This is a genomic window from Algoriphagus aquimarinus (assembly GCF_900112005.1).
GTDB classification, from domain to species: Bacteria; Bacteroidota; Bacteroidia; order Cytophagales; family Cyclobacteriaceae; genus Algoriphagus; species Algoriphagus aquimarinus.
Genome location: NZ_FOKK01000016.1, coordinates 38,601 through 64,248, shown reverse-complemented (window position 1 = coordinate 64,248; position 25,648 = coordinate 38,601). Strand labels below are relative to the sequence as shown.

The 25,648-nt window shown below is 42.0% G+C and carries 20 protein-coding genes; 13 read left to right on the top strand and 7 right to left on the bottom strand.

Going from position 1 to position 25,648, the window contains the following annotated elements; genetic code table 11:
* Positions 1-49 precede the first annotated feature (49 nt).
* Entirely contained in the window at positions 50-1,636 is a 1,587-nt protein-coding gene (locus BM291_RS17450) for a glucoamylase family protein (RefSeq protein ID WP_092899816.1), read from the bottom strand.
* A 376-nt stretch (positions 1,637-2,012) separates the two neighbouring features.
* Here BM291_RS17450 and BM291_RS17445 point away from each other — a divergent pair, with 376 nt between their 5' ends.
* Both BM291_RS17445 and BM291_RS17440 read left to right on the top strand, forming a co-directional pair.
* A complete protein-coding gene (locus BM291_RS17445) occupies positions 2,013-3,353 on the top strand; it encodes a cytochrome ubiquinol oxidase subunit I (protein WP_092899814.1) in 1,341 nt (446 codons plus the stop codon).
* A gap of 11 nt (positions 3,354-3,364) precedes the next feature.
* Positions 3,365-4,375, top strand: a complete 1,011-nt coding sequence (locus BM291_RS17440) for a cytochrome d ubiquinol oxidase subunit II (RefSeq protein WP_092899812.1) — start codon at positions 3,365-3,367, stop codon at positions 4,373-4,375.
* Between the two features lie 9 nt (positions 4,376-4,384).
* Here the strand turns inward: BM291_RS17440 and BM291_RS17435 are convergent, their stop codons facing one another.
* On the bottom strand, positions 4,385-5,167 hold the full coding sequence (locus BM291_RS17435; protein WP_092899810.1) for a glycerophosphodiester phosphodiesterase: 783 nt from the start codon (positions 5,165-5,167) through the stop codon (positions 4,385-4,387).
* Between the two features lie 726 nt (positions 5,168-5,893).
* Between BM291_RS17435 and BM291_RS17430 the strand changes: the two genes are divergently transcribed.
* The 8 genes from BM291_RS17430 (at position 5,894) to BM291_RS21960 (ending at position 15,464) form a co-directional block, all read left to right on the top strand.
* Positions 5,894-6,568, top strand: coding sequence for a response regulator transcription factor (locus tag BM291_RS17430; RefSeq protein WP_092899808.1), 675 nt, complete (start codon positions 5,894-5,896; stop codon positions 6,566-6,568).
* The gene (locus tag BM291_RS17425; RefSeq protein ID WP_092899806.1) at positions 6,565-7,854 is read left to right on the top strand and encodes a sensor histidine kinase; all 1,290 of its coding nucleotides are present in this window, start codon (positions 6,565-6,567) and stop codon (positions 7,852-7,854) included. The genes BM291_RS17430 and BM291_RS17425 overlap by 4 nt, the downstream gene beginning before the upstream one ends.
* A gap of 59 nt (positions 7,855-7,913) precedes the next feature.
* Positions 7,914-8,375: a PepSY-like domain-containing protein gene (locus BM291_RS17420; RefSeq protein WP_092899804.1), complete on the top strand. Its 462-nt coding sequence runs from the start codon at positions 7,914-7,916 to the stop codon at positions 8,373-8,375.
* Complete coding sequence (locus BM291_RS17415) at positions 8,362-10,773, top strand: TonB-dependent receptor (protein ID WP_092899802.1); 2,412 nt, start codon at positions 8,362-8,364, stop codon at positions 10,771-10,773. Before BM291_RS17420 ends, BM291_RS17415 begins: the two co-directional genes overlap by 14 nt.
* 25 nt (positions 10,774-10,798) lie before the next feature.
* On the top strand, positions 10,799-11,569 hold the full coding sequence (locus tag BM291_RS17410; RefSeq protein ID WP_092899800.1) for a COG4705 family protein: 771 nt from the start codon (positions 10,799-10,801) through the stop codon (positions 11,567-11,569).
* A 77-nt stretch (positions 11,570-11,646) separates the two neighbouring features.
* The gene (locus BM291_RS17405) at positions 11,647-12,399 is read left to right on the top strand and encodes a glycosyltransferase (RefSeq protein WP_092899798.1); all 753 of its coding nucleotides are present in this window, start codon (positions 11,647-11,649) and stop codon (positions 12,397-12,399) included.
* Positions 12,392-14,650 carry a lipid-A-disaccharide synthase N-terminal domain-containing protein gene (locus BM291_RS17400; protein WP_092899796.1) on the top strand — a complete coding sequence of 753 codons (2,259 nt, stop codon included), beginning with the start codon at positions 12,392-12,394 and terminating at the stop codon, positions 14,648-14,650. The genes BM291_RS17405 and BM291_RS17400 overlap by 8 nt, the downstream gene beginning before the upstream one ends.
* A gap of 616 nt (positions 14,651-15,266) precedes the next feature.
* Positions 15,267-15,464: a hypothetical protein gene (locus BM291_RS21960; RefSeq protein WP_139229131.1), complete on the top strand. Its 198-nt coding sequence runs from the start codon at positions 15,267-15,269 to the stop codon at positions 15,462-15,464.
* 852 nt (positions 15,465-16,316) lie between these two features.
* On the opposite strand, the gene BM291_RS17395 is transcribed toward BM291_RS21960, so the two are convergent.
* The 4 genes from BM291_RS17395 to BM291_RS17380 form a co-directional block, all read right to left on the bottom strand.
* Complete coding sequence (locus BM291_RS17395) at positions 16,317-18,980, bottom strand: DUF7133 domain-containing protein (protein ID WP_092899794.1); 2,664 nt, start codon at positions 18,978-18,980, stop codon at positions 16,317-16,319.
* 218 nt (positions 18,981-19,198) lie between these two features.
* Positions 19,199-20,383: an FG-GAP repeat domain-containing protein gene (locus BM291_RS17390; RefSeq protein ID WP_092899792.1), complete on the bottom strand. Its 1,185-nt coding sequence runs from the start codon at positions 20,381-20,383 to the stop codon at positions 19,199-19,201.
* 100 nt (positions 20,384-20,483) lie between these two features.
* On the bottom strand, positions 20,484-21,296 hold the full coding sequence (locus BM291_RS17385; RefSeq protein WP_092899790.1) for a creatininase family protein: 813 nt from the start codon (positions 21,294-21,296) through the stop codon (positions 20,484-20,486).
* A 365-nt stretch (positions 21,297-21,661) separates the two neighbouring features.
* Positions 21,662-22,273: a hypothetical protein gene (locus BM291_RS17380; RefSeq protein ID WP_139229130.1), complete on the bottom strand. Its 612-nt coding sequence runs from the start codon at positions 22,271-22,273 to the stop codon at positions 21,662-21,664.
* Positions 22,274-22,604: 331 nt separating this feature from the next.
* Between BM291_RS17380 and BM291_RS17375 the strand changes: the two genes are divergently transcribed.
* Complete coding sequence (locus BM291_RS17375) at positions 22,605-23,306, top strand: ferritin-like domain-containing protein (RefSeq protein WP_092899786.1); 702 nt, start codon at positions 22,605-22,607, stop codon at positions 23,304-23,306.
* A gap of 24 nt (positions 23,307-23,330) precedes the next feature.
* Positions 23,331-24,149, top strand: a complete 819-nt coding sequence (locus tag BM291_RS17370; protein WP_092899784.1) for a ferritin-like domain-containing protein — start codon at positions 23,331-23,333, stop codon at positions 24,147-24,149.
* Between the two features lie 336 nt (positions 24,150-24,485).
* Here the strand turns inward: BM291_RS17370 and BM291_RS17365 are convergent, their stop codons facing one another.
* Positions 24,486-25,019, bottom strand: a complete 534-nt coding sequence (locus tag BM291_RS17365; protein ID WP_092899781.1) for a GNAT family N-acetyltransferase — start codon at positions 25,017-25,019, stop codon at positions 24,486-24,488.
* Between the two features lie 141 nt (positions 25,020-25,160).
* Between BM291_RS17365 and BM291_RS17360 the strand changes: the two genes are divergently transcribed.
* On the top strand, positions 25,161-25,370 hold the full coding sequence (locus tag BM291_RS17360) for a hypothetical protein (protein ID WP_139229129.1): 210 nt from the start codon (positions 25,161-25,163) through the stop codon (positions 25,368-25,370).
* Positions 25,371-25,648: the final 278 nt, after the last annotated feature.

Sequence of the window (25,648 nt, the reverse complement as noted above, 5' to 3'; positions counted from 1 at the left end):
TTTCTTCTGGTCACCGAGCAAAGTCGATGTGGAATAAACTCGAATTGTATTATTTAGAAATACTCGGACTTTCAAAACCAAGTTTCTTCAAACCTTCCTGAACTTCGGGTGCTCCCATAAATAATTTCCAGCCCAGACCAGTTCTGTAATTTTCTATCATAGCGACCATCGGCCCTTGGTCTATGGCGAGATATCGATCTGGGAAATAATCGTGCTCAGGACTCATTGCATCATAGAAACCATATCTACCCAATACTTTTTTACCATAATTGTAATAGAGATTCTTGATCACTTTCAGGGATTCTTCAGGAGTGTACACAATGGAAGAAATAGCGGCTGTAGGAGAAATAACTCCTGTGTCATTTGCTGGGAAATGCGCATTGTAGCCGTTGATGGAGTAGGAAGCAGTTAAGCCCCAAAGATCCTCGCCATACCCAGCATATTCATTTGGATTCTTTACAGCATGAGCTCTATTAATCAGCGTATGGTTTGTATTCAATTTTTGATAATCTGAATATTGGTCTTTCAATCCCATAGGATTTAAACCCAAATAGGAATAATGAGCCCAAAAAAGTGGGCCGCCCATTTCTTCGGCTCCGTTATGCTTTAGAATCAAGTCATAGCCAAAAGATTCCTTATCAGATTTGATACCTCCGCTTCTTGCCCAGCCTTTATGATATACATCAGCATCAATCGTGTGCGTAGGAGAGGAAGCTGCAAGTACATAGGTGATCAGGCATTCATTGTATCCTTCAAGTGGGAAGTTCATATCCCAGTCATATTCTGGTGACCAGTGCCAATAAAGCACATCCTCACCGTCTCGAGTGTACCAAGTCCAGTCCATATCTTTCCAAAGTTGATCTAATCGATTTGCAACAGCTTTTTCTCTATCATCTCCATCTTTGAAATACTCCCGAACTGCAATTAGCCCTTGGATTAGAAAAGCAGACTCTACCAAGTCACCGCCGTTATCTTTCTGGCCAAAGGGCTGCACTTTCCCTGTTTGTCCATTGATCCAATGTGGCCATACACCTTTGAATCGATCAGCTTTTTCCAGAAATCCTGCAATTTTCTCAAATCGCTCAACCCCCTGTTCTCTGGTAATCCAACCTCTTTCCATTCCCGAGATAAGTCCGAAAATGCCCATGCCAGATCCACCAGTAGTTACTACATGCGCATCGTTTTGAGGGTATTCACCATCCATGTGAATGCGCTCAGGGGCCAACCCAGAATTAGGTTCTGCTCCATCCCAGAAGTATCGGAAGGTATAAAACTGCACCATGTCCAACAGCTCCTCGTCCGTCATCTTATGTGTTTTGGTGGCAGCCTTTCCGACGATGGTGGAATCTTCGCCTGAGTAAGCTCGGATCTCATAGTTCAGATCAATTTCCATCCCCAGATCATTTACAAAATCCAGGTATAGCGTGTCCTCCAAGACGGATCGTCTAGTATAATGATCGTCATCCATACTTACCCACACGCCATAAGAATCTGCATTTGGGCTTTTATTCCAAGCGAGTTCTACATGGATGTCATAAGGAGTTACTTTTAAGGAGTTTGCTACTTCTGGAGGTGAGGAGCAGGCAAAAGAAAATGCGTATAGTGCGAGAAGGAAGAGGTGTGAACGGCTTTGCATAGCTTAAAAATAGGATGAAATATAGAAACATAGGAGACTCCCCGTTCAGAAAGCAGGTAGGAGTTATTTGGGCATGTTATGGATTTCAATTCTATTGGGATCTTCGGTCAGGATCAAGAGCATAATAAGCAAGTATGAAGACTATGATGATTGTTTTTGTTTATTCTTATAGAGTTTTCTTCCTCTGCACTCACTAGATCAACCGATAAGTTGGAGATCTATTCTGACTAAAGACCCAAAAGATTACTTATCGAATTCTGAGGGTGATGATTATATTCTATTAAAGTGGATTTATCCTTTATCCCTGATCTTTTGGGACTATTTTTACTTCTTCATAAGTGCACAGTCGACGACCTAAATCTCTATCTACTTAAAAATGGATGATCTTATAGCAGCACGTTCACAGATGGCCCTCTCTATGGCCTTTCACATTATTTTTGCTTGTATCGGGATGGTAATGCCTTTTTTCATGGCGACTTCCCATTACAAATATTTGAAAACCAACGATTATCATCAGAAAGCACTGACCAAGGCTTGGAGTAGGGGTGTTGCAATTTTCTTCGTGACCGGGGCTGTTTCCGGCACCATGCTTTCCTTTGAGTTGGGATTGCTTTGGCCGGAATTTATGCTTCATGCAGGGCCGATTTTTGGAATGCCTTTTTCGCTGGAAGGAACAGCTTTTTTCATTGAGGCAATCGCGCTGGGTTTTTATCTATATGGCTGGGATAGGTTTAACAAGTGGTTTCACTGGTTTACCGGAGTTGTAGTCGGATTGAGTGGTTTGGCTTCCGGGATACTCGTGGTGTCTGCAAATGGCTGGATGAATAGCCCCACAGGTTTTGATTATGTAGATGGAAAGTATATCAATATCGATCCTATCGCTGCACTTTTCAACGATGCATGGTTTACTCAGGCGCTACACATGTCCTTGGCTGCCTTTGCTGCTACAGGATTTGCAGTCGCTGGAATTCACGCGCTGATGCTTATCAATGGCAAAAACAAGGTGTTCCACTGGAAGGCTTTTCGCATCGCGATAGTCTATGGAGGGATAGCGGCATTGCTTCAGCCTATTTCAGGAGATATTTCTGCCAAGGATATTGCGGTTCGTCAACCCGCCAAACTCGCTGCTATGGAGGCGCATTTTGAAACTTCGAAAAGTGCTCCTCTATTGATAGGAGGAATTCCTGATGTGGAGAAAAAGGAAGTGAATTATGGGATTAAAATCCCGGGAGCGCTGAGTTTTTTGGCGCATGGGGATTTTGAAAAAGAAGTGATAGGACTGGATCAATTCCCAGAAGATGAACAACCACCGGTGATGATCACTCATTTTGCCTTTCAGATAATGGTGGGCTTGGGTATGATTATGATGGTCTTGAGTATTTTGTATTTCTTTTCTACTTGGAAAAAGAAATACTGGCAGGAAAAACGCTGGTTTCTCTGGCTATTTGTATTAGCTACACCGATAGGATTTATGGCTGTGGAGGCAGGCTGGACAGTGACTGAATTGGGTAGGCAACCGTGGATTATCTATGGTTTTATGAAAACAAAAGATGCGCTGACTCCGATTCCGGGGATACAGATTTCCTTTATGATTTTCACTGCGGTGTATGTTTCGCTTTCGGTTATAGTGAGTTTTTTACTCTATAGGCAAATCAAAAGTCTGCCAAACATGGAGGGCGAGCAGCCAGCTGAAAATCAATCTTCCACCCAACATTAAATTCTACCGATATGCTGTATGTAGTGATTGTGTTCCTCTGCCTTGCGATATTGATGTACCTGCTCCTTGGAGGCGCTGATTTTGGAGCTGGAATAGTAGAATTGATTACTCCCCGAGCTGTGCGGGAGAAAGTTCGGACGATTACTTACTCTACCATCGGCCCGATCTGGGAAGCAAATCACATGTGGTTGATTATCGCGATTGTGATTTTATTCGTGGGTTTTCCGCCTATTTACACCATGCTTTCTGTGCACTTGCATATTCCGCTTGTGCTGATGCTTTTGGGGATTATCGGTAGGGGAACGGCCTTTATTTTTCGTCATTACGATGCCGTAAAGGACGACATGCAGCGTGTTTATAACTTGATCTTCACCTATTCCAGTTTTATCACACCGTTTTTCCTGGGAGTGATTGCGGGAGCGATGGTTTCGGGACAAATAGACCCAAATGCCCCAGATTTCTATTCTGCTTACATAGGATCCTGGCTACATTTATTCAGTATTTCTGTGGGGATTTTTACTGTGGCGATCTGTGGATTTTTGGCAGCGGTGTTTTTAATAGGAGAGGTAGAGGATGAAGCTATCAAGGCGCTGTTTATTCCGCGAGCCAAGGTTTTGACTTTCCTGACCTTCATTTCTGGTGGTTTTGTTTTCCTAGCTGCTGAGATAGATGGCTTGAGTCTGACCAAAGAGAAATTTACCGATTGGGTCAGTTTGAGCTTTTTGATATTGGCTACGATTTGTCTTTTTGTGCTCTGGAAATATCTCCGAACTGGACATAAAACCATTTGTCGTCTCTTGGCGGGTTTTCAGATTACGCTGATTTTGGGTTCATTTGGCTATCACTATTTCCCTAATTTTATCATTGTGAAATCAGGAGAAAACCTCAGTCTTTTCAACTCTGGCGCGATGGGACTTCCTATCGAAACATTAGGTTGGGCGCTGCTTCTAGGGAGTTTGCTGATTCTTCCATCTCTGTTTTACCTTATTTACAGTTTCCAGCGAAGACCAGCAGAACTCTGAGAGCTAAGCTTACTTCCGGTCTTTAATGATTCTAAAAAGCAACTCAGGCTCATCCGTAGTGATGAAATCAGGTTCTTGATCTAGAAACCAAATCAAATCTTCAGCGGAATTAACCGTCCAGGCATTCACTGTCAAGCCAAGGGCCTTCGCTTCCTTGATCCACTGAGGATTCTTTTTCAGCAAATTGATATTGTAGTCGAAACCAAAGAATCCAGCTTCCTTCAATTCAGCAGGTGTTTTGTCTCCTGTGAGGTAAGCCACATTCGCTTCTGGGTCCATCTCGATTGCTTTCAAACCACCTTCATAACTGAAAGTGATGTAATCCACCCACTTTTGAGCTTTCATTTTCTTCACTGCTAGCACAGACTTCTCTGCTACTTCTATACTTCGTGCCACTGAGATTTTGGAAGGCTTGATCTCAAAAATCAATTTAGTGCCTTTCTGTTTTTTACCTGCTTTGAGATATTCTTCTACGGTAGAAAGCTTCTCACCATTTTCATGTTTAATAGTCAAAAGGTCTTTGTAAGTAGATGTTTCGATTTCCATTCCATCGAAATCTGCATCATGATTTACCACCAAAACTCCATCTGAAGTCATCCAGACATCAAATTCAGAACCTTCACAACCTAGTCTTACCGCTTCTTTGAGTGAAGCCAAAGAGTTCTGAGGAAGTACCTGTGCTTTCCATGCACCACGGTGAGCGATTACTTTATTTTTGTGAAAGGATTTCTGCGCAAAAGAAGCAGAACTGGCAACCAAAAAAGTAAGAATAGTAAATAGTATGGTTTTCATGAGGTAAGGGTTAAAGTATGTCAACTAGCTTTCCAAAAATAGAGAATCGAGTGATACGAACTGTCCCACCTGTCAGAATTCACGAAAACTTAATCACTGAGGTGCGGATGCGCGGGAATTGGCTCGCGGCGGCGCAACGGATAAGGGTGGTTTTCCATTAGGCATTGCGGGTGAAAATTGGTTAGTGAACATTCTTTTTTTAACGCCGAGACGCCGAGTTCGCCAAGAAAAACGCAATGGCTTCACTTCCTTTTTTCAATAAAAAACTTGGCTAAAACTCTGCGCTCTTCACGACTACGCGGTGAAAAAAGTACTTCTTAATCTCATTGGAAATAGATAAGGTTTTTGTCCCAGCGGGACAACTGGTCTGTAGCTGATTGATAAAAGATCGTTTCCTCGTTCCATAGGAACGAATGGTGACCTATTATTACGAGACGTTCCTATGGAACGAGGATTTTTTAATTATCCTGTTTTTGCTACAAACGAATCGTTCCTACGGAACGAACAGGCTGCTGAGCTAGTGTTGGTCATGCTTCCTTGTCCTGATGATTATCGGGATGAATTTGAACATTGATCATTGAATAGTTATTTCTTCTAAATTCCTTCCAAATTGAATGCTTAATTTGAGTCCTATGAAATCGAGCATTTAGCAGGAGACACACACACACGGAGGTAATCCTCAGAAATGCGAGATTCCATCTGACCATTGAAAAAATATATAGACAGATGAAAATCTTGGTGATCGAAGACGAAAAGGAGCTGGCCAGTGATATTGTGCACTATCTCTCAGGTGAAAATTACCGCTGTGAGACAGCCAGTGATTTTGCGACAGCCAAAGAAAAAGTAAGCCTCTACCAATACGATTGCATTTTGCTGGACCTGATGCTGCCTGGAGGAGATGGATTTGATATTCTGGAGCATTTGCGCAGTCAGAATAAGCAGGATGGCGTGATTATCATTTCCGCCAAAGACACGCTTGAGGACAAGATCAAAGGTTTGAATATCGGTGCAGATGATTACTTGGCCAAGCCATTTCACCACTCGGAGTTAGCCGCGAGAATACATTCCGTGATTCGCAGGAAACAATTTGATCCTTCAAACCTGATCATACAAAACGAAATTAAAATTGATTTACTTTCAAAAACTGTCCAAATAGAGGGGAATCCCATTCTTTTGACCAAAAAGGAATATGATTTATTACTGTTCTTTATAGGTAATAAAAACAGGGTTTTATCAAAAAGCGCTCTGGCTGAGCATCTTTCCGGGGATGTGGCGGATATGTTTGATAGCCATGATTTCGTCTATGCACACGTGAAAAACCTTAAGAAAAAGCTCAATGAACAGGGGTATGCTGGCTATCTCAAAACAATCTACGGAACTGGCTATAAGTGGGAAATATGACAAAACTGCTCGATAAACCTTTCAAGGCATTCACCATCTATGCACTAATCATCTTGTTGGTAAGTATTCCTATCTATTTTTTGGTGGTGGATTGGATTTGGGTGACTGAGATTGACGATCACCATGAGATGACTATGGAGCGCATTGAAAACCGATTTAAGGAAGCTCATCTCTCAGGTCATGATCTAGAAGCAATTCTGAATTCGTGGAATATGCTGCAGCCGAGTTCGTCGATCATGCCTATAACAGAAAATATAGCTAGGCCCGATAGCATATACGAAGTGACGAAGTACAATGAGTATGAGCTGGAATCGGATCGTTTTCGCGGGTTGCAAACGGTTATTGAGATTGATAAAAAACCCTATTTATTGAATATAGAAACCAACGTGGAGGAAGCTTACGAGACTATTTTCGCAATTGGTCTGGTGACTATTTTGCTCTATGGACTTCTGGTTTTTGGTTTTATCCAACTCAATCGAAGGATTTCTAAGAGCGCCTGGAAGCCATTTGACAATACACTTACAAAATTGAAATCCTTTGATTTGAGCTTAAGTAAAGGGGTGGAATTTGATGAGACTGACATTGAAGAATTTACAGAGCTGAATCAAGCCATTACTAGGTTGATTGCTGAAAATGTCAATGCCTATAATCAGCAGAAAGCCTTTGTCGCAAATGCTTCTCACGAATTGCAAACTCCTATTGCTTTGCTGAAATCTAAATTGGATATCCTTTTTCAGGATGAAAAACTCAGTGCCAGACAATCAGAGCTGGTGAATGCCATACAGATTCCGTTGGCACGGCTAACCCGGGTGAATAAGAATTTGCTTCTACTGGCAAGAATCGACAACAGTAAATTTTCGGATAGTTCTGAAATTGATTTTTTAGAGAAAATAGAGAAGAGTGAAGAGTTACTTCAGGATTATATTTCAGAGCGAAAATTGACTTATAAAAAAGAAATCACCGGGATAGCAAACGTGACCTGTAGTCTTTTTTTGGCGGAAACGCTTGTCAATAATTTGCTCTCCAATGCGATCCGTCATAGTCCTGTTTCAGGCGAAATCATTGTACGGATTGGTGAAAATGAGATTGCATTTTTGAATTCAGGAGTCGAACGCTTGAAGGAAGAGACTCTTTTTAAGCGATTTTCCATATCCACCACAGAGACGACCAACAGTGGATTGGGGCTGGCCATTGTGAAAGAGATCTGCAAGCAAAATGGCTGGGAAATCAACTATGATTTCTTGGATCATTTCCACATTTTTTCGGTACGCTTCAGTAAATTCTAAATGTCTTCTAAATCTCATGCGACTTTTGGGTAATCATATTTACCAAACCCAAATCTCATATGAACAAGTACCTAACGATTTTATCTATTGGCGTCTTGCTTTCGACGGGCGCCTGTGCTCAGGAACAATCTGGCGAAGAAGTGCCTGAGGCTGTAAAAGCTGCCTTTTCTCAGAAATTTCCAACCGCAAAGAAAGTAAGCTGGGATATGGAGTCTGCTACTGAATGGGAGGCTGAATTTAAACTGGAAGGGAATGAGTATTCTGCGAATTTTTTAGCTGACGGAACTTGGCAAGAAACTGAACACGAAATTAAAAAAGCTGATATCCCAGAAGCTATCAAACAGACTTTAGCTCAGGACTTCGCTGGATTCAAAATCGAAGAAGCAGAGATCTCAGAAAAAGCCGATGGAAGCGTCTATGAATTGGCGGTGGAAAAAGGCGAGGAAGAGTGGGAGTTAGTGTTCGATATCAATGGAAAACTAATCGAAAAGAAAGCAATCGAAGAAGATGATGAAGATTAAAAACTATTTGCTGATCATTTTTCTAATGTTATCTCAGCCTCTTTTGGCTCAGGAAACAAAAATAAAAGTGTCAGGAAAAATCACGGACAAGACCTCTCAGGAGGACTTGTCCTATGTTAATGTAGTGCTGAAAACAGCCAAAGACGCCAGTTTTGTGACTGGTGCTATTACCGATGAATCGGGACTTTTTACTTTAGTAGATGTAGCTCCGGGAGATTATGAATTGGAAGCAAGTTTCATAGGGTTTGAGACGGTGAGCAAAGCCATTTTTGTGGGGTCAAGTTCTGCATTTCTGAATCTGGGTGAGATTATGATGACTGCATCTTTCCAGGATTTGATAGCTGTGGAGGTAGTGGGGCAGGCGGAAGCAGTAAGTGCCAAAATGGATAAGAAAACCTATGATTTGGGTCAGAATATTAGCCAAAGCGGGGGCTCCGTGCTTCAGGCTATGTCCAATCTTCCTGGGGTAACCGTTCAGGATGGTAAAGTTCAGATTCGGGGAAATGACCGTGTAGCAGTTTTGATCGACGGAAAGCAGACTGCTTTGACTGGATTTGGTAATCAAACTGGCCTAGACAATCTTCCGTCCTCCGCAGTGGAGAGAATTGAGATCATCAATAATCCCTCTGCAAAGTTTGATGCAAATGGAAATGCGGGTATTATCAATATCATTCTCAAAAAAGAAAAGCAGGAGGGATTCAACGGGAAAGTTGGTCTAGCGCTTGGTTTAGGAGCACTTTGGGAGAAAAAAGCAAATCTTCCAAGCATCAGACCTCAATATCAAGGCACGCCAAAAATCAATCCTTCGATATCACTGAATTATCGCAAGAAGGATGTGAATTTCTTCCTTTCGGCAGATAACCTCTACACCCAGACATTGAATAAAAATGAGTTTGTCACCCGAACTTATACTGATGGAACTGTCATCAATCAGCAACTTAAGAGAAACAGAAATACCAATTTTTTGACCACCCGCGCAGGGATGGATTGGACGATAGACCAGTCAAATACACTTAGTATTTCAGGACTTTTTGGGAGTGAAAAAATCATTGACAGAGGCGATCAGCCTTTTTTCAATGGGAATTATTCAGAGCGATTGAGGCTTTGGCAGTTCTTAGAAGACGAGCTCAAGACCACTGTGATGGCTACAGCGGCTTTCAAACATAACTTTGCAGATCCAGGTCATAGCCTTTCAGCAGGGTTGAATTATACTTTTCACCGAGAGGATGAGCAGTATTTCTTTACCAATATTTTACCAAGCTCTTCAGGTAAAGATGCTTTCAAATTGCTCTCAGATGAGAACGTGGTGGACGTCACGCTTGATTATGTGAAACCCATGAAGAATGGTAGGCTGGAAACCGGAATGAAGTTTAGAAGACGTTGGATTCCAACCAACATGCAGTTTTTTCCAGGCGAAAACTCCCCGATTGATTCTCTGGCCGGTGGAGCGGCTACATACAAGGAAATCATTCCTGCAGTATATGGTAATTACGTGTTTGAGTCGAAAAAACTGGAAGCGGAAATCGGGCTGAGATTGGAATACATCAAGCTGAACTATGATGTGAACCCAAATCATCCGACCTACAAAAGTGATGGATACAATTACTTCCAGCCCTTTCCGAATACCCGATTTTCTTACAAAATCAATGGGATGAATAAGATCACTGCATCCTACAACAGAAGAGTAGATCGACCAAATGAAGTGGATATCCGGATCTTCCCGAAGTACGATGATGCGGAGATTATCAAGGTGGGTAATCCTGCTTTGAAACCTCAGTTTACTAATTCCTACGAACTAGGATGGAAGACGGGCTGGAGTACCGGTTCACTATATACAGCAGCCTATCATCGACAGGTGGATGGGACGATCACCAGGATTTCTTCTACCTATGGGGACAGCAAATTGATCTACGCCATCTTTCAGAATGCTGCAAAAAGCTACAATACTGGTTTGGAATTGATCTGGGATCAGGATGTCAACGATTGGTATTCTTTTGACCTAAATCTGAATGGATATCACAATCAGATTGATGCATTTACTGTACAGAATCTATATCCAGAACCACATGCGTTTTCAGCGGATAAGCAGGAGATTTTCTCTGGCAATGCCAAATGGAATTCGAAATTCAAGTTTTCAGAGAATTTCACAGGCCAATTGACGGCCATTTATTTGGCTCCGGATATTATTCCTCAGGGTAAAATTCAAGGAAGATTTACGCTTGACATGGGTTTGAAAAAAGTGATTCAAGGTGGTAGTGGTGAGTTGTTTTTCAATGCCACTGATTTGCTGAATACGATGGTGATCAAGAAGACTATAGATGGAAATGACTTCAGCTACACGAGTGCGGATTATTACGAGACGCAGGTGTTTCGGGTAGGGTATAGTTATAAGTTCTGATAATAGAAACGATAAGTATTTAGCCATGACTGTTTATAAAAAACTTAATAAGGTAGCCGAAATCACCCTTCTTTTCTGGTTGATGAAGATTGTGGCTACGACGCTAGGAGAGACCTTGGGCGACTTCCTCTCGATGACGCTAAACCTTGGATACCTTACGGGGCTGGTTATTACTGCGGGATTCTTTCTGGTGGTATTGATGATACAGTTGTCTTCTCAGAAATACATTCCAGTTTATTACTGGCTGGTTATTATTGCCACGACGACGCTAGGAACTGAGGTTTCTGATTTTATGGATAGAAGTCTCCATTTGGGATATACAGTAGGCAGCATCATCTTATTCGCGGGACTAATCCTGGTCTTATTTATCTGGTTCAAAAAATATGGGTCACTAGCTGTCTTCCCTATTCAGGACAGGGGTAAAGAGCTGTTTTACTGGATAGCCATCTTGTTTTCCAACAGTCTTGGAACTGCTTTTGGCGATTTTCTGACGGATAGTTTGGGGCTGAGCTATCTCCATGGAGCTTTTGTCACTGCGGCTATCATTTTGATCGTGTTTCTGCTGCATCAGTTCACACGTGCCAATCAAATACTTCTGTTTTGGATTGCATTTATTTTCACTAGACCCTTCGGTGCCACATTCGGCGATTTTTTAACCAAGCCATTGGCAAAGGGAGGATTGGATTTAGGGACGTTGAATGCCTCCATTGTCTCATTGGCTATCATTAGTATGTTAATTTATATCTCTCACAGAGGATCGGTAAAGATGCAACAATCTGAAAATGAGACTGAATAATAAGTGCCTTTCATCTGGAAATAGTTATTCCATTCCAGATTTTTATTGTGTTTTGAACAGTGAAGTTGTTTTAAAAAATGAATAAGCAATCTAACGGAATCACTATAGTCATCCCTATTTTCAATGAAGAAGATGGGATAGGAAGAATTTTGCCAGCCTTTGAAGAGTATATCAATCAGTCAAAATTCGAGGTCAATCTATTATTGGTCAATGATGGTTCTACTGATCATAGCTTGAGTAAAATAAAGAAAATTGCAGCGCTTCATGACCATGTTGGCTTCATTTCCTTCGAGAAAAATGCGGGACTCAGTGCTGCAATTCGGGCAGGCTTCGAAAAATCCAATACTAAATGGGTGGGCTACATTGACGCTGACTTGCAGACAGATCCTATGGACTTTCTGAGATTGGAAGCGATGATTCCTGATTATGATCTGGTGACGGGCAGGAGAACAGGGCGCAAGGACAGCGCGGTGAAGAAAATGTCTTCCACTTTTGCCAACTGGTTTCGGGATTCCATGCTACACGACGGTGTTCATGATTCGGGATGTCCGTTGAAAATAATGCGTAGATCGGTCGCATTGCATATGCCTTTTTTCAAAGGGATGCATCGATTTTTTCCAGCGCTTACCTTGATTCAAGGCAAAAAAGTCATTGAAATTCCTGTAAAGCATTTCCCAAGAGTTACAGGTAAATCCAAATTTAACGTGTGGAATCGGCTTTTGTCTCCCCTTCAGGACACACTAGCGCTGCGATGGATGATGAAGCGTCAGTCAGTATATACCATTTCGGAGAATTCCATCAAAACACATAAAGCAGCAATCCATGAATAGTTGGGTGCTACTTGGAGTTGGTTTTCTAGCTCAGGGGCTTTTTTCAGCCCGATTTCTAATACAATTGGTCAAGTCTGAGAAAGCAGGAAAAGTGCTTTCACCGGTTATTTTCTGGCAACTCAGTTTGGTTGCCTCCTTTCTACTGTTGGTTTATGGGACATTTCGCCAGGATCTGGTGATTGTCGGCGGACAATTGGTAGGCTATTTCATTTACATCCGAAACCTGAAAATCCAAAACGCCTGGCAGCTTTTCCCGAAATGGATTCGCTGGAGTTTCATTCTTCTTCCCTTGCTGTTTCTGGGGTACTTGGTCTTTCATGCACATTATGATTTCCATAGTTTGGTGCACAATCCGGAGATCAGTGGAATGCTACTCACTTGGGGCACGCTCGGTCAGGTTATTTTCACGACTAGGTTTGTGGTGCAATGGTATGAAGCAGAGCGAAGCAAGGAATCCCAATTCCCATTGAGTTTTTGGTACATCAGCTTGGTAGGAGCGGTATTGATCGCTTCCTATGCGATACTTCGCAAGGACTCTGTGCTGTTTATTGGTCAGGCATTTGGGATCTTGGTGTATGTGAGAAATCTGATGATCCACTACGGAGCAGCCAATGAGGAGAAACTCAGTTTCCTCGATCGGATCAAAAGCATGAGAATGACTTTGCTGTTGGTCTTTGTAGGAATGGTGTTGTTTTTCAACTTAGGAGCTTGGTCTGTCACCGAATCCAGCGAAGCCCGCTATGCCCAAATCGCCAAGGAAATGGTGCAAACAGGCGATTGGATGCATCCCCAACTCATGGGAATCTACCACTATCATAAACCGCCAGTGACTTATTGGCTGACTGCTTTGAGCTATGAAGTGATGGGGATTTCTCCTTTTTCGGCTAGATTTCTATTACAGATTTCAGTGCTTCTTCAGATCTGGCTAGTCTATAAGCTTGCCTTGATCTTCTTCAAGCGATCCAATCCGGCCTTTCTATCCGCCATGCTGTATGCCTCATTTCCAGCATTGATTATTGGCAGTAGGGCATTGACGACAGATACCTTTCTGGCACTATTCGTTTTGGCGGCGCTCTATTTCTGGTTTGATTTTTTGGAGAAAAGAAAAGGGTACCTACTGATGCTATGTTATGTTTTTCTGGGGATTGGCTTTCTGACCAAAGGCCCCGTGGTGTTGATTGTGCCGCTTTTAATCTGGGCCTATCAAGGGCTGGTCATGAAGGAGAAAATGGGTTCGGTCAAAATTCATCTGGCCGGAATAGCCTTGATGCTGGGAATTGGATTGAGTTGGTTTGTCCTCTTGCACCTGGAAGATGAGCGCTTTCTCGACTACTTCCTGTTCAAGCATACCATAGATCGCTATGCCACAGATACCTTCCACAGGGGACAACCCTTCTGGTTTTATGGTGCGGTGCTGCTGGGAACGGCCTTCCCTTGGATATTGATCTTACTGCGAAAGATTCCGCTCAAGCGGGCTGATTTCGTGAAAAAAGGAGCTATGCTGGTGATGTGGGTACTTTTACCTTTAGTTTTTTTCTCCCTCAGTCAGTCCAAACTGGTGCTGTATATCTTGCCGCTGTATTCCGGGTTGGCGATTGGTGCGATTTATTATTGGGAAAAGCTTACTGATCCACAGCAAAAAATATGGGAGCGATTGCAGTTGGGTTTTCATGCACTGCTGATGCTTGCCTTGGTGGCCTTGCCCCTGATAGATCCCAAGATCTCCTTGAATTTCAAGTTTTACTTCATCTGGTTTATCACCGCGTCATTACTAGCTGCGATGCAGAAAGTAGATATCCGCAGAGTCGAACGCACGGTGATTTCCGTTTTTATATTCACGATGGGCTTGACGGGAATGTCCACCTATTTCATGAGTCAAAATGCTGGACTGACTAACGATACCCGTAATGTAACCGCTTGGCTGCATCAAAATAAACCAGAGCTCAAGGAGGTAATAGTTTACAACAAACGCCTGCCTTCTGTGTTGTTCAATTCGGATTTGAAAGTGATTTCTGTGTATGATGGCGATGAAAGCCTGAACCGGGAAACGCAGTTTCAGCAGAATGATAATTGGAAGTCTGGCTTGATCAATTTACAATCAGATTCCACTTGGATCATAGAAAAAGCCCCGGATAATTCGATATGGATTTCCAAGGAAAGAAAAGAGCTTCCAGACTTGAGGGGAAATGGAGAGTGGAAGGAGTTGGAGATTGTAGATGGATGGAAGATTTTGGAGCTAAGAAGGAACTGAGTTTAGCCAGAGTTCTTTGATTTGCTCGCGGCGGCGCAGCGGATAAGGCGGGTTTTTACTTGAGTTTAAACATTGATCATTGAGAATTTTTTCTCGCGCTCCCGATAGCTATCGGGAGGCGCAAAGAACTATTCTAAGGATTCTATTTAAAGGTCCTCTGCGACAAACTCCGTTATCTTCGTGGCTTCGCGGTGAAAAAAGTACTTCTTAATCTCATTGGAAACAGATAAGGTTTTGTCCCAGTGGGACAACTGGTCTTTAGGGGATTGGAATAGAAGACCGTTTCCTCGTTACGTAGGACCTTATGGGGACTTTATTTCACGAAACGTTCCTATGGAACGAGGTGTCTTTATTTATTCCATTTTGCTACAAACGAATCGTTCCTACGGAACGAAAAGGCTACTGGGCTAGTGTTGGTTCTACTTCCTTTATCATTGATTTTGAAAATTGATCACTGAACATTCTTTTTTTACCTCCGAGACGCCGAGTTCGCCGAGAAAATTGCTAAGTCTTCTTCATTCTTTTTTAAAAAAAAAACTTTGCGACAAACTCAGCGATCTTCGCGGCTTCGCGGTGAAAAAAGTACTTCTTATTCTCATTAGAAACAGATTAGGTTTTGTCCCAGCGGGACAACTGGTCTGTAGCCAATTGGAATAGAAGACAGTTTCCTCGTTCCGTAGGAACGAATGGTGAATTATTATTACGAGACGTTCCTGTGGAACGAGGTGTCTTTATTTATTCCGTTTTGCTACAAACGAATAGTTCCTACGGAACGGTAATACTTGGAATATTGAGTTTGAACATTGATGATTGATCATTGAACATTCTTTTTTTACCGCCGAGACGCCGAGTTCGCCGAGAAAATCGCTAAGTCTTCTTCATTCTTTTAAAAAAAAACTTTGCGACAAACTCAGCGATCTTCGCGGCTTCGCGGTGAAAAAAGTACTTCTTAATCTCATTAGAAACAGATTAGGTTTTGTCCCAGCGGGACAACTGGTCTGTAGCCAATTGGAATAGAAGACCGTTTCCTCGTTCCGTAGGAACGAATGGTGAATTATTATTACGAGACGTTCCTATGGAACGAGGTGTTCTTATTTGTTCCGTTTTGCTACAAACGAATCGTTCCTACGGAACGGAAATACTTGGAATATTGAGTTTGAACATTGATGATTGATCATTTTTTAGCTCAGTCCAGCTTCTGGAGAAGCAGGACAACTCTAGCTTGTTCACTCTGTGTTAACCTCCGTGTACTCTGCTGTTAAATCCTAGCAAATTATTTTTTAACCGCGGTGGACACAGAGGAGTATTGAATTTTGGGATAGCGTTTTTTTTAAACTATGTTGATTAGTTCAACCCCTTCAGGGTTGCTGTCTTACACCATCGAACCACTTTTCCACGGGTTGCACCCGCGGTTATTGAAAGGTTTGACCACTTCGTGGTCGATGTCAAGGACTATTTGATAATGAAAAGATCCTGAAAGGATCTAACTTTTCAATAGCCATGGGTGGAACCCATGGTTTGACAAACAACCAAAAAGAATGTACGACCCCGAAGGGAGTCGAACTTAGTGGGCAATTCCAGGGTAATGCAGTTAAATCAAAAAAAAAACACCTTGAAATCTTAAAATCCCAAGGTGTTTTCGAATTGCTATAAATCTCGCAGTCTTTTATTTCTGCTGCTGCAGATACGTAATCAATGACGCTAATTCCTCATAAGAAAGGGAGTTAACCAAACCTGGAGGCATCATGGAAGTTTCCATCACCTTACGTGTTTTGATTGTAGCCTTATCCAGTTTGGTAGCTGTGCCAGTGATGTCCTGAAGTACCACTTCATTTGCTGTCTCGGCAGTGACAAAGCCCATGTAGCTCTTATCGTCATTGGTAGAGATAAGAACTGAAGCAAAGCCCTGTGAGATAGAAGCATTTGGTTTCAAGATAGATTCTGTGATCTGAGAACGATTCATGATCGAGCCGATCTGACCCATAAATGGACCTTTCAGCGGCTGACCTTTTTCTACACTGTGACAAGCCACACAACCTTGGCTGGTGAAGAGTGCTTTACCTTTGATAGGATCTCCTTTTAGATCTTGTACTGCGATCATCACATCCTCTATAGACGTGGCGCCTACTTGTCCTTTTTTGTTTTTGATTTTTTCCAAATCAACTTCAGTTTCTTGGATCACCAAGTTTGATTGCTCTTCTCCAAATTCCTCGATTTCCATTCTGTTTCGCTCATTAAGCTCAGCGAAGAATTGTCTTTTCGTAGGGTCATCTTGTGCATTGCGCTCGCCTACCAAGAAGTCTTTGATCTTATCAGAAGATTCCCAAGTGATTGCCTTGTAATACGGGCCATGCGTATCTGGGCGAGTTCCCCACCACCATGAACCATCATAAGGTGCTTCTTTCTTGTACAATCTAGAAAGTGTGCCCAAAATCTCAGCTTTCAGTTCCATGTCATCTGTGTCACCATAGGCTTTGATCAATCCATCGACTGCTTTTGGATCATGCATGTAGCGCAAAGTCCAAAGTGCGATTTTTGAATTCTCTGTACCAATTGCTTCTACCGCTGCATCTACCGCATGAAGTTTAACCAGTGATTTCACTGCTACGTGTGGAAGAATAATTGCGGAATTAGGCGTAGCGTGTGGGCCTTCAGTGCCTTTCTCTGGCTGTTTGAATGAGGTAGGTACACTTACTTTCAACAATTCTTCAGCTGCTTCTGGATTTCCGATTCTTCCCAAAGCAACGATTGCTGCTGATTTTACGCGGTCATTAGGATCAGTGACTCCTTCGATAAATGGATCAAGTGGAACTCCCTGAAGACAGGTTTTACGATCTGCTAATGCTCTTAGCGCAAATTCTCTTACTTTTTCTTCTTGGCTCAATTTCACCAATTCACCATTTCCACTTTCGCAAGTAGCCTGTGCGTACGTGTAAATACCTGCAACTCTCACTTCAAGAGTTAGTGTTTTGTCTGTAGCTACTGAAAGAGCTGCGGCTCCAGCTTCATTTGGGAAGCGGGCAAGAAGTTCGCGCTGTGCGTGGAAACGTGAAACTGAATTATGTGCTTTCAGCAAGGCTGTCAATTCTTCTACCGTGGAAGTATTCAAGTCAGGGAAAGCTTCATAAGTCCAGTCCTTAGGAACTACACGAACAACATAACCTTTCTCTGGGCTACCGAAGTAACCCGCACCATTCCAAGCGGCAAGGAACATACGTCCAGAACCATCCACATCTAGATCTGAGATCTGTGGAAGTTTGATGAATTCCTCATCCTGCTGCGTAAAACCAGCGCCGTCCATTGTCACACGGTGAATATACAAATGGCTTCTGCCCCAATCCGCCATCATCGGCACGTGATTGTATTTGGCTGGCCATCTGTCATCATCCATGAAGTAACTACCTGTACCGGAACCTCCGCCTAGATCTACTAGTGCAGGAATGGTTTCTTCAGTGAAGTTTTTGAAAAAGTTAGGGTAGCCATACTCACCAGACTGTGTGTAGTGAATGAAACGAATGTTCCAGCCACCGCCGTCGTTGGTATTGCCACGGGTATAAATATTCATAAATGGATCAATCGCCACATCGTAGATGTTTCTAGTTCCATGGATGTACTCTTCCATTTCGGTGCCATCAGGACGTACACGGACAATTCCGCCACCCAACATGGTCATATGCGTACCGTCTCTATCGACAGCATCTGGAAAACCAAAATCTCCTACGGCGATATAGATCCAGCCATCGATACCCATACGGATACCATTGGTAGAGTGATCTGTACCACGGGAACGGATAGATTCTGGAGAGGAAATGCCTTCAATTAACATTTTGGCAGGGCCATCAGCTACACCGTCGTCGTCCTTATCTTCATAAACGACCAAGTTCATACCTTCTGCTTTTCCGGTTGCTTCCGAAAACTGCGTATGAAGAACGAAGACTTGATCTCTTACAGCGATGATACCACGTGGATTATCTACTTTGACAAATTCAGTATGTGAATCAAGTTCGCCGTCATTGTTACTATCTACCAAGCGAACAATTGCGCCTTTTCCGGGCTCTTTTCCCAGTGAACCCATCATATCTACTCCTACGAATACATTTCCGTTAGGAGAAACTGCCAATGCAGCGGGACTTGGAACGATGTCCGGCCCTGCGAAATTGGTCATGATCAATTCGGTGCTGTCAGCACCATGCTTCGCGGTGTCTAGAGGGTACTGAGGATAGTAATTGGTAAGCTCTTCTAAGTCAGCTTTTCTTGTATCGGGACTTGAGCATCCAAAAGCCAATAGACCGCCAGCTATTGCTATAACTGGAAACGAAATTTTAGACATGCTAAAAATGAAATTAGAGGTTTATTATTTTGAGGTCGCAGTTTGCGACCTCAAATATATCAGATTCTCCTTTTTTGGAGCATGTTTTCATTCATTCCTTTGTTCGTAGGGGTAATTCAATGATAAATGGCGAGAACTTTGAGAGGCAGAGGCCAAGATTTAACTTGATTTTCTTCCTTAGAGCTTTGGCGCTTAGGTTCAGTCTTCTGCCCTACAGGTTACTTTTTGATTTGATTTTCGAAGAGAAAAATACCATTCTTATTTGCAATTACGATGTCAGGTTTGCCGTCCTTGTTCATGTCTTCTACGGTGATGTTCAGGCCAGCTCCAGAGTCGTTGTCGATGATATGCTCGCGGAAAAAGGGACCTATCATAGGAGTGAATTCTATATAAAATAAGTAAGGAGTATCTGCATCACCTGCATCGTTTCCATTGTGCGCCAAGTATCTTTTGCCAGCAATCATTTCCATCTCTCCATCTCCGTTGAGATCAGCCAAAATGGTGGCGTGAGTTTGGGAAGTGAGGTTATTGATCAGGTGAGTTTGGAAGGTGGAATCGTTGATGTATTCCTGCCACCATACGCCCATAGAATGGGCGGAGGAGCTTACTACGTCATTTTTCATATCACCATTTACATCCAAAATCTGCATGTGTGCGGCTTTGTCACTGATAGTAGCAGGGTGAAAAACCCAGTCCCCTGAAGTCAGGTCTGCTTTTCCCTCAAACCATCCTTCGGAAATCACCACGTCTTTGATCTTGTCGCCATTGATGTCACCGTATCCAAGGCCATGAGAAAATCGGTCGGTGCCAGGTACGTTTTCCTCTGTGAGTGCAAAGCGTTTCCACTCCGTTTCTCCAGGCTGAGTAGGTGCTTTCAGCCAGATGATTTGTCTGGTTTTGTAGTCGCCACAGAGGATATCGACCCTGCCGTCTCCATCCATATCTACAAATGCGGGTGACTCATTAGATATTCCAACAGAGTCGGCGATGATGTGCTTTTGCCAGTCGTTGCTCGCAGTTTTTGGGTTTTCAAACCAGTAAGCAGGAGTTCCAGGGTAATCTATAATGACTACATCGTCCCAGCCATCCAAATTGACGTCCATTCCAAGATTCAGAAAGGAATTACTGTATTCTTTTCTGGGGTCAAAAGCGCGTGAAGGTGAGATTTCGTGCTGAGTCCAATTGGGTGCTTCAAACCAGAAATATCCAGCAACTATATCCATCAGGCCATCTTTATTTAGATCAGCCACAGCTACTCCTTCGGAAATAAAATCTTTGGAAATCACCGTTTTTTTAAAGTCAGACTTATGTTGATCTTGACTAAGAGCTGGATTTGAAAAGAGTGAAATAGCCAATAAGCCAAGCAGTACCTTACCTGTGCTTTGAAAAATGTTAGTGTTCATAATATTTTATTTAGGTTTTTGGCGAGTTATAGAAGCTTTTATTAGAGAAAGGATAAAGTTTAATCTCAGATTTAATATGATAAATTTCGAATAGTGAAGGCTACAAACCAGCCATATCCCACTTTTTAATAATGTCTTGGATGAATGCTGAGACTTTAGAATTTACTTTTTTGAAATACTCATCTGCTTGTGCCTGATCAAAATTCGGATATCCCTGACCTTCTTTGTAAAGTCCGATTGATGATGGAAAGGGGCTGGCAGACCATGTTCCAGATGCAGGATATGCAGTAGTCATGTCAGTACTGTACTTTTCCTTATGGACGAGAGTTGGGTCGATAGCCTGTATATAAGCAGTTTCGTTTAACCCGGCGTGCCCGCCGTCTTCATCAAAAACTTCAAATGTAATATCCGAGGCAAAAGACCACCAGTTCAGCACGAGAGTTCTCACGCCGAGCTCATTGGCTACTTCTGCAGCTACTTCTTGCAGGACTTTGGTTTGTCCACCTCCATGTCCATTGAGAATGATGATATTTTTAAAGCCATTTTTTGCAAGACCTTTTAAGATGTCTCTGATAAAGGGACGATAGGCTTCTTCAGTGATTTGAAAAGCCCCAGGGAAAGCTGCCATGCTTCCAGTGATGCCATAATTCAGAGTAGGAGCGATGAGTGCATTGAGATTTTCGGCTATATATTTTGCCATTGCTGTGGGTGCTGTATTGTCTGCTCCATTGTTTATGACTCCATGAGGTTCCAGTGTTCCGGTAGGTAAAAGCACGGTAGTGATGTGCTCCGGGACGAAGTCTGCAAATTCCATCCAGTTAATTCTATCCATTTCACGGGTGGAGGGGTTTAGCTGTGCCAGAGCAGCATGAGCTATAAGAGCTAGGGAAAAAGAAAAGAGTAGCTTTTTCATGACAAAATTTTACTTGAAAAATAGGTCTTTTCTGGGAGAGATGCAGTCAAAAATTAGATGTTTGTCTTTATAGGCTAGTATAAAAACAGTGATTTAAGGTAATTGATGGGACTGTTCTATTTGGTAACTGCTTACCAAATCAAAAATAATATGTGTGTTCGCTTAACTGCACGTATGTACTTTATCATTAATGCTATAAGTTCAAATTTGGCAATTCCCCCTTTCCAAAGGGGGCAAGGGGGATTTTTTACCACTAAAACCATATATAATACTAGAACGTGCATTCATGCGGATACACATAAAAAATAAAATAGAGTAGAAAGATATTCTCCCTACTCTATTATTACAGGTTTCAGAGCTTAGTTTTAATTACACATCACATTAGGATTGAATTTCGTGAAGATGCCTGATGGATTGTTTTTCCATATCCAAGCATGAAGTTGGTAGTTGTCGAATGGAAGAGGCTCTGGAGCAAAAGCTACATCAAACCCCTGCATACCAAAATATGGGATCATTGTATGTGGTATTATATCCCATGCTTCTTTTACGATGATAAATTCTACGCCTACTAATTTCATCTGTCCATTTTTACTCATTTCATAGAGCAATGCTTCAGGCATAGAAGGATCGTAGATTCCATCTACAATAGCAAAATTAACGAAGTGATAGCCCATTCCTCCGTCTGGGGAGGACACGCAAGGAGAACCGAGTGCATAGCCGTCAGTCATAGCCACTTCTATGTCATGGTATTTAGCAGTTGCCCCTCGCAGATCTGCCAGCATTTTAAGAGTTGCCGGATCCATCCTTAGATTTTCTAAAGAAAATGCCTCTGTGTAATCGATAGCTTGTTCAACGCCCACGTTTGGGTCTGACGGCAGATCCAAATTGCTCTCGTCAGAGATGCAACTTGTGAATGAGAAGATTACTGAAAAAATCAGTAGTAGGCTTCCAAATGAATTCTGAAAGTAATTTTTCATAGTTTTTTGTGTTTGGAATGGAAAAATAATTTTAAGATAAAAATTCATACCCCTTTGCAAGGGATTTCTATCAAATTAGTTGATAGTCAATAGATTGCATTCCTAATCTACAAATGGAATTGGACTTTGCCAAAGCTTATTTGGTATTTTTTCAAGAGTGTTATTTCCTGAAAATGTTTGCAAAGAACATTTTTCTACCTGCACTAAATCCAGTTAACTCATGCACTTCGTAAATCTTTTTCAAATCACCCATTCGAAACAAATCCCGATGAGTGATTGAATCTTTTAAGATGAAAACCAAAACCGGATTATTAACCTAAACACTCAGAAAATGAAAAATGAATTAATTAAGCCCCAGGGACTGGTGAAAAATGCAAACCGCCGACAGTTCCTTAGAACAGGTACACTATCGGTAGCTGCTGCTGGACTTTTGTTAGTAGGCTGTAACGATGACGAAGACATGATGCCTCCTATGGATGGAGGAGTAATGCTTGGATCTGGAGACATTGGAATTTTGAACTATGCGTATGCATTGGAGCAGTTGGAAGCGGCGTTTTATGCCACTGTAATCAAAGGAGGTTATTTCGCAAATGCGAGTGCTGAAGAAAAGCAGGTTTTAGGAGATGTAGAAAAGCATGAAAGAGCTCACAAAGAGTTTTTCAAGGCTGCTTTAGGTAGTGCTGCAATTGCAGATTTAGAAGTTGATTTTAGCTCGATTAATTTTGGCGATAGAATGTCAGTATTGACAGCTGCGAAGACTTTTGAAGACTTAGGAGTAGCTGCATACAATGGAGCAGGCCAATTCATCGAAGATGTGAACTATTTGGTGATTGCAGGTAAGATCGTATCTGTGGAGGCTAGACATGCCGCCGCTATTAGAGATTTGATCAATCCAGGATCTGCTGATTTTGCAGGAGATGATTTGATAGATGCGAATGGATTGGAAAGAACTTTAAATTTCTCTCAAGTTCTTACTGCCGCTAGTACTTACGTAACCACGCCAATTGACTTCAGTCAGTTGCCAACAGCCTAATCCACCAACTTAAATTACAACGACATGAACTTATTGAATTTATTAGATAAAATGTGCCCGGAGACAAGTAGTCCGGAAGAGAAAGATATGTTTTTCTCCAGAAGAGAGGCTTTCCGCCAGTTTGGAGATATGGGTAAGAAAGTAGCTATGGCTGCTGTACCACTTGGACTTTTGTCGGCTTTGCCAAAAGTAGCAAAGGCAGATACTGCAAGTTTGATCGGCGTATTGAATTTCGCCTTAACCTTGGAGCATTTGGAGTACAGATATTACCAAATGGGTATTGAGTCAGGAGTTATAGCTGGAGCTGATGCAGCGATTTTCAACAAAATCAGAGACCATGAATTGGCTCACGTGAATTTCCTAAGCGAGGTAATCAGTTCAGTACTTAAAGGTACTCCAGTTTCGGAACCAGCATTTGATTTCACTGCAGGTGGAAACTTCTCTCCATTCACAGATTACCCTACCTTCTTGGCACTTTCTCAGGCATTTGAAGATACAGGAGTAAGAGCCTATAAAGGTCAGGCAGGTAATGTGATGGAAAATGATGTGGTATTGACTGCAGCGCTTTCAATACATTCTGTAGAGGCAAGACATGCGTCTATGGTAAGAAGATTAAGAACTAAGAAAGGACAGGATACTGTGAAAGGATGGATCACAAATGGATCTATCGGAACACTTCCGGCTGCAACACAAGCAATCTATACCGGCGAAGAAAACGTCACGCATGGGGGTGTAAACGTCGTTAATTTGACTGGCATAGATGCTGGTGCTGTATCCGAAGGATGGGATGAGCCGCTTAACAAAGATCAAGTGTTAGGAATTGCTTCCCTTTTCCTAGCCTAGAACAAGGTTATTAGTTGGGGTTGAGTGGTTTAGATGTCACTTCCGTTTGGAGGTGGCATCTTTTTTTTGATTATTAATCTCCCGCTCCCGATAGCTATCGGGAGGTGAAACGGCGCAACGTTATTTTAATCATTCACTTGGTTACTCAGGTGAAATCTAAGTTCAGGCCTTTATAATCTTGTTTTATTGTTATTCTGCTTCTCCAGAAGTTGGATTTTACCTGAACTTTTTTGAAAATTTCCCGCAGATGGACGGAGATAAAATTCGCAGATTTCCGAAGATTTTGTTCTGCTTATCACTTAACATTCACTACCTGACAATATTCACGATGAAAGGTTATAGCTCAATCTTATACAAACTACAAGGCTGTAATCTTGGGTGTTCCAAAAGGTCTGGATGCTCAAAGTCATACTCGTAGGTCATTCCGATTTTTTGCATCACACGAACAGAAGCCGCATTCTTAGAAGAAGCTAGAGAGTATACTTTTTTAATCCCTAACTCTATGGCCAAGTCAAGGCATCTGGCAGCTCCTTCACTGGCAAAACCTTGACTCCAGAATTTTCTACGGATTCTCCAGCCTATATCCACGCACGGCGTGAAGGGAGCGATGAAAGATTTTGTGCCCAAGCCTATCATTCCTAGAAATTCTCCGCTGTCCAAAACTTCTACAGCAAAGTAACAATGACCACGATCAGTATATAGTCGAGTCATTCTATCCATCAAAACTTGCGATTCCTTTTTTGAAAGCGGATGCTGAAAAAAAGTCATAGTCTCCGGATCAGCATTCATAGCAGAAAAAGCAGGTAAATCTGAAGGATGCCAAGTGCGGAAACCAAGTCGCTGACTTTGGAATAGGTAAGGTAAATCCATAGTTCAATTTAATAGTTTCAGAAAATAGTTACATGAATTTTTTGATTTTCAATTAACATTGTAGGCTTTGATCAGGATTTACTTTTAATCAATGCGGAGAATAGTAAAGTATGGATTTCGAAGAATTCAAGGTTCTCATATTTGAATTTGTACTCTCCTGAAAAACTGAATTTAAGTTTTACTTCAGCTACAGATTTTAGCTTGGTGTTAGATGAAAATCAATGCAAAGTTTCTGGTCAAATAGAGGGGCTCTCTGGAACGATTCGAGATAATATAGAGCTTATTGTTCCTTCGGATATTCAGAAGTTGGATGTGAATACTTCTGAAAATGGAAAGCTTACGCTCAGGTGAGATTCTCTAGAGATTAATGTTTTATAAATTGCTTGTTAGGCTCGCTATTTTTATGAAAGAGAAAATACAGTGCAGTTATTCATAATTGAGGATGATAAACTAGAATTTAAGCTAGATCAAAGGCATGAGTTCTCTGTAATAATAGCGTTGAGACCTGTAAAATACTTAATTTGGTGGTAGCAGATTATTGAAAGTATCTGAAGATGAGTGCGATAGGCGTAAAGTGTTAAACAGGCAATTTGTAAAGTTTATCGATGAAGGCTGAAATAGTTATTTCT

What these genes read in the sequence shown, in the direction of transcription:
- BM291_RS17450 (WP_092899816.1), bottom strand. Translation starts at nt 1,636, where the DNA reads ATGCAAAGCCGTTCACACCTCTTCCTTCTCGCACTATACGCATTTTCT.
- BM291_RS17445 (WP_092899814.1), top strand. Translation starts at nt 2,013, where the DNA reads ATGGATGATCTTATAGCAGCACGTTCACAGATGGCCCTCTCTATGGCC.
- BM291_RS17440 (WP_092899812.1), top strand. Translation starts at nt 3,365, where the DNA reads ATGCTGTATGTAGTGATTGTGTTCCTCTGCCTTGCGATATTGATGTAC.
- BM291_RS17435 (WP_092899810.1), bottom strand. Translation starts at nt 5,167, where the DNA reads ATGAAAACCATACTATTTACTATTCTTACTTTTTTGGTTGCCAGTTCT.
- BM291_RS17430 (WP_092899808.1), top strand. Translation starts at nt 5,894, where the DNA reads ATGAAAATCTTGGTGATCGAAGACGAAAAGGAGCTGGCCAGTGATATT.
- BM291_RS17425 (WP_092899806.1), top strand. Translation starts at nt 6,565, where the DNA reads ATGACAAAACTGCTCGATAAACCTTTCAAGGCATTCACCATCTATGCA.
- BM291_RS17420 (WP_092899804.1), top strand. Translation starts at nt 7,914, where the DNA reads ATGAACAAGTACCTAACGATTTTATCTATTGGCGTCTTGCTTTCGACG.
- BM291_RS17415 (WP_092899802.1), top strand. Translation starts at nt 8,362, where the DNA reads ATGATGAAGATTAAAAACTATTTGCTGATCATTTTTCTAATGTTATCT.
- BM291_RS17410 (WP_092899800.1), top strand. Translation starts at nt 10,799, where the DNA reads ATGACTGTTTATAAAAAACTTAATAAGGTAGCCGAAATCACCCTTCTT.
- BM291_RS17405 (WP_092899798.1), top strand. Translation starts at nt 11,647, where the DNA reads ATGAATAAGCAATCTAACGGAATCACTATAGTCATCCCTATTTTCAAT.
- BM291_RS17400 (WP_092899796.1), top strand. Translation starts at nt 12,392, where the DNA reads ATGAATAGTTGGGTGCTACTTGGAGTTGGTTTTCTAGCTCAGGGGCTT.
- BM291_RS17395 (WP_092899794.1), bottom strand. Translation starts at nt 18,980, where the DNA reads ATGTCTAAAATTTCGTTTCCAGTTATAGCAATAGCTGGCGGTCTATTG.
- BM291_RS17390 (WP_092899792.1), bottom strand. Translation starts at nt 20,383, where the DNA reads ATGAACACTAACATTTTTCAAAGCACAGGTAAGGTACTGCTTGGCTTA.
- BM291_RS17385 (WP_092899790.1), bottom strand. Translation starts at nt 21,296, where the DNA reads ATGAAAAAGCTACTCTTTTCTTTTTCCCTAGCTCTTATAGCTCATGCT.
- BM291_RS17380 (WP_139229130.1), bottom strand. Translation starts at nt 22,273, where the DNA reads ATGAAAAATTACTTTCAGAATTCATTTGGAAGCCTACTACTGATTTTT.
- BM291_RS17375 (WP_092899786.1), top strand. Translation starts at nt 22,605, where the DNA reads ATGAAAAATGAATTAATTAAGCCCCAGGGACTGGTGAAAAATGCAAAC.
- BM291_RS17370 (WP_092899784.1), top strand. Translation starts at nt 23,331, where the DNA reads ATGAACTTATTGAATTTATTAGATAAAATGTGCCCGGAGACAAGTAGT.
- BM291_RS17365 (WP_092899781.1), bottom strand. Translation starts at nt 25,019, where the DNA reads ATGGATTTACCTTACCTATTCCAAAGTCAGCGACTTGGTTTCCGCACT.